Origin of the sequence: Acetobacterium bakii (assembly GCF_001263355.1) — a bacterium.
Taxonomy (GTDB): Bacteria; Bacillota; Clostridia; order Eubacteriales; family Eubacteriaceae; genus Acetobacterium; species Acetobacterium bakii.
In genome coordinates this window covers 1-4449 of sequence record NZ_LGYO01000083.1, presented here as the reverse complement: position 1 = coordinate 4449, position 4449 = coordinate 1, and the positions used below count along the sequence as shown (strand labels likewise).

Genomic DNA, 4449 nt, shown 5'->3' with positions numbered 1-4449 from the left:
AAAAAGAAAGGGAGGAAGGAGGAGGGGGAAAGAGGGAGGGAGGAAGAAAAGAGGAAAGAGAGGAGAGGAGGGGAGAGGAAGAGGGGGAGGAAGGAAAGGAGAAAGGAGAAGGAGGAGGGGGGGGGGAGAGGGGGGGAAAAGAGAAAGGGGGAGGAAGAAAGAGGAGAGGAGGGGGAGGAGAAGAAAAAGGAGGGGAGGGAAGAGGGGAGGGAGAGGGGGAGGAGGGGGAGGGAGGAAGAGGGGAGAAAGGAGAAGGAGGAAAAAGAAGAAGGAGAGAAGGAGGGGGGGGGGAAGGAGGAGGGGAAAGAGAAGGGAAGGAGGAAGGGAAAGGAGGGGAAAGGGAGGAGGAAAAGGAAGAAAGGGAGAGGGGAAAAGAAGGGGGGGAGGAGGGGAAGAAAGAGAAGAAAGGGAAAGAGAGGGAAAAAGAAGGGGAAGGAGGGGGAAAGGAGGAAAAGAGAAGGGAGAGAAAAGAAGGAAGAGGGGGAAAGGGAGGGGGGGGGGGGGAAGGGGGAGGAGAAAGGGGAGAAGAGGAAAGAGAAAAGGGAGAGGGAGGGGGGGGGAGAGGGGGAGAAAGAAGGGAAAAAAAAGGAAGAGAGGGAAAGGGAGGAGAAAGGGAGAGGAGAGAAAGAAGGGAAAAAAGAAAGAAAAAAAAAGAGGGAGAGAAGGAAAAAGAAGAGGGGAAGAAGAAGAAGGAGAAGAAAAGGAGGGAGGAAAAGGAGAAAAAGGAAAAAGAGGGAAAAGGAGGGAGGAAGAAAAAGGAAAAAGAGGGGGGAAGAAGAGAAGAAGGGAAAAAAGAGAGGGAAGAAGAAAGAAAAAAGAGAGAGGAGAGGGAGGAGGGGAAAAGGGAAGGGAGAAGAAGGGGGGGAGGAGAAAAAGGGGAAGAAAAAGAGGAGAAAAGGGAGGAGAGAGGAGAGAAAAAGGAGGGGAGGAGAAAAAAGGAAGAGGGGGAGAGAGGAAAGGAAGAAGAAGGGAAAAAGGGAGGAGAGGGAGGAGGAGGAGAAAAAGGAGAGGGAGAAAGAAGGAAGGAAGAAGGAGGGGGGAAGAAGGAAAGAGAAGGGGAAGGAGGGAGGAAAAGGAGAAAAGGAGAAAGAGAAGGGAGAAGAGAGAGAAGAGAGGAAGGGGAGAAAGGGAGAAAGAAAAGAAAGAGGAGGGAAAAAAAGGAAGAGGGGGAGGAGGAGAAGGGGAGGAAGAGGAGGGGAAAGGGAGGAAAGGAAGGGGGGAGAGAGGAGGAAAAGGGGGGGAAGGGGAGAGAGGAGAGGGGGGAAAGGGGAAAAGAGAGGGGAGGAAGAGAGGAGGAAGAGGAGGGGAAAAAAAGAAGAGGGAAGAAAGAAGGAGGAAAGGGAAGGAAAAAGAAGGAAGGGGAAAGAAAGAGGGGGAAGAGAGGAAGAGAAGGAAGGAGGAGGAAGGGGGGGAGGGAAAAGAAGAGGAGGGAGAGGGGAGGAAGAGGAAAAAAGGGGGGAGGGAGAAGGAAAGAGAGAGGGAGAGGAGAGGAGGGGAGGAGGGAGGGGAGGGGAAGAGGGAAGGGGGAGGAGAAAAGAGAGGGAAGGAGAAGGGGGAGGGGAGGGAGGAAGGAAGGGAGGAGGAGGGGAAGAAAGGAAAAAGGAAAAAGGAAGGGAGAAGAAGGGAAGGAGAGGAAGGGAAGGAAAAAAGGAGGAAGGGAGGAGAGAGGAAGGGGAAAGAAGAGGAAGGGGGAGAGGGGAAAGGGAGGGGAAGAGAAGGAAAAAAGGAAGGGAGGAAGGAAGAAGAAGAAAAAGGGAGGAAAAAAGGAAGGGAAGAAGGAGGGAGGGAAGGGAGAAAGGGAAAAAAAGGGAGGGAGAGAGAAAGGGGAGGAAGAAGAAGGGGAGAGGGAAGAAAGGAAAGAGGAAAGGAGAGAGGAGGGGGGAGGGAGGGGGGAAAAAAGGGGAAGGGAAGGGGAGGAGGAAAAGGAAGGGAGGAGAAAGGAGGGAGAAGAGGAAAAAGGGAGAAGAGAGGAGGAAGAAGGAAAGGGAAAAGAGGGGAGGAAGGGAGGGGAAGAGGGGGAGGAGGAGGAAAAGGGAAAAGAAGAAGGGGAGAGAGGGAGAAGAAGGAGAGAGGGAAGAAGGGGGAGAGAGAAGGAGGGAGAAAGGGAGGAGGGGAAGGGAGAGGGAAGAGAAGGGAGAAAGGGGGAAGGGGGAGGGAAAGAAGAGGAAAGGGGAGGGGGAAAAGGGGAGGAAGGGAAGGAAGGAGGGGGGGAAGGAAAAGAAGAGAAAGAAGGGGAAAAAGAAGGGGGAGAGGGAAAAGGAAGAGGGGAGGGGAAAGAGGAAAAAGGAGAAAAAGAAAAGAAAGAAGAAGGGGGGGAAGGGGGAGGGGAAGAGAGAGAAAAAAGAGGGGAAAGAGAAGGGGAGGAAGGAAAGGAAAGAGGAGAAAAAGAAGGAGAGGAAGAAAGAGGAGGAGAGGGAGGGGGGAAGGGGAGGAAAGAGAAAAAAAAGGGGGAAGGAGAAGAGGAAGAAGGAGAAGGAGAGGGAGAGAAAAAGGAAGAAGGAGAAAAAAGAGAGGGAAAGGAGGGGGAGGAAAGAGGAGGAGGAGAAGGGGAAGAAGGAAAAAGAAAGGGAGGAAGGAAGGAAGAGGGAAAAGGAGGGGAGGGAGGAAGGGGGAGGGAAAAAAGAGGAGGAAGAGGAAAAAAGGAAGGGAAGGGGAAGGAGAGAGAAGAGAGGGGAAGAGGGAGAGGAGGGGGAGGGAAAGGAAAAAAAGGAGGGAGGAAAGGGGGAGGGGAGGGGGAAAAAGAAAGAGAAAAAGGAGGGGAAGAGGGGAGGGGGGAAGGAGAAGGGAAAGAGGGGGAAGAGGGAGAGGGGGAGGGGGAAGAAGAAGGAGAAGAAAGAGAGGAAGGAAAGGAAAGAGAAAGGGGAGGGGAAGGAGAAAGAGAGGGAGGGAGAAAAGGGGGGGGAGGGAAAAGGGAAGAAGAGGGAAAGGGAGAGGAAGGAGGGGGGAAGGGAGGGGGAGGAGGAGAAGAAGGGGAAGAGGGAGGAGGGGAAGGGGGAGAGGGAGGAGAAGGAGGAGGGGGAGAAGGAGGAGAAAAGGAGGGAAGGAGGAAAAGGAAGGAAGGAAAAGAAGGAGGGGGAGGGGAAAGAAAGAGGAAGGAGGAGAAAAAAGGAGGAGGAAAAGGGGGGAAAGGAAGGGAAGGGGGGGAAGGGGAAGAGGAAGGGGAAAGGGAAGGGGAAAGGGGAGAGAAAGAGGAAGAAAAAGAGAGAGGAAAGAAGGAAGGAGGGAGAAAAGAGGGAGGGGGAGGGGAGAAAGAAGAAGAGGGAAAAAGGGGAAGGGGGGAAGAGGAGGGGGGGAAAAAGAGAAGAGAGGGAGGGGGGAGGAGGAGGAGGGGAAGAAGGGGGAAGAAGGGGAGGGAGAGAAAGAAGGAAAAAGGGGGGGAGGAGAAGAGGGGGAGAAAGGAGGGGAAGAAAGAGGAGGAGGAAAAGGGGGGAAAGAAAAAGAAAGAGAAAGAGGAAAAGGGAGAGGGGGAGAGGGGGAAGGGGAAGGAGGGGAAGGGGGGGGGGAGGAAGGGAAGGAAGAGGGAGAAAGAGGGAAAAGAAGAGAAGAAGGGGGGGGAGGGGGGGGAGGAGAGGGAGGGGGAGGAAGAAAAGAAAGGGGGGGAAGGGGGGGGGAGAGGGGAGGAGGAGGAGGGGAAGAAGAAAAGAAAGAAGGAAGAGGAGGGGGAGAAGGGGGAGGGGAGAAAGGAGGGGGGGGAGGAGAAAGGAAAGGAAGGGGGGAAGAGGGAAGGAAGGAAAAGGAAGAAGGGAAAGAAGGGGGAGGGGGGGGGAAGGGGGGGGGAGAAAGGGAAAGAGAAGAAAGGAAGAGGAGGGGGGGAGAGGAAGAAGGGGAGGAAAGAGAGGAGGGGGAGAAAGAAAAGGAAGGGAGGGGAGGGAGGGGGGGGGAGAGGGAGGGAGGGAGGGAGGAGGAGAGGGAGGGGGGAGAAAGGGAGAAAGGGGGGGGAGGAGGGAAAAAAGAAGAAGAAGGGGGAAGGAAAGGGGAGGGGAGGGAGAAAGAGAAAAAGAAGGGAGGAAGGGGGGAGGAGGGGAGGAAAGAGGAAAGGAAAGGAGAGAAGGGGAAGAAAAAGGAGGAGGAAGGAAAGAGGGGGGGGGAGGGGGAGAGGGAGAAAGAGGGGAAAGGAAGGAGGGAAGGGAAGGGGAAGGAGGGAAAGGAGGAAGGGGAGGAGAAGGGGAGGGAGGGGGGGGGAAGGGGGGGAAAGGAGGAAGAGGAGAAAGGAAAGGAGAAGAGGGAGGAGAGGGAGGAGGAAGGGAAGGAGAGGAAGGAGGGGGAGAGGGAGGGGGAGGAGGAGGAAGAGGAGGGGAGGGGGGAAGAAGGAGGGGAGAAGAAAAAAGAGAGGAAGAAAAGGAAAAGGGAAAAGAAGAAAGAGAGGGAAGAGAGGAAAAAGGAGAAGAAAAAAGAGAGGGAGGGAAGGAAGGAGGAGAAGGAAAGAAAGAAGAAGAAAGAAAAGGGAGA

Annotated in this window: 1 pseudogene; it reads left to right on the top strand. The window is 54.8% G+C overall.

Annotated features, from left to right (window positions below):
- Positions 1 to 3997 precede the first annotated feature (3997 nt).
- Positions 3998 to 4449: pseudogene (locus tag AKG39_RS21020) on the top strand (hypothetical protein); the annotation flags it as partial.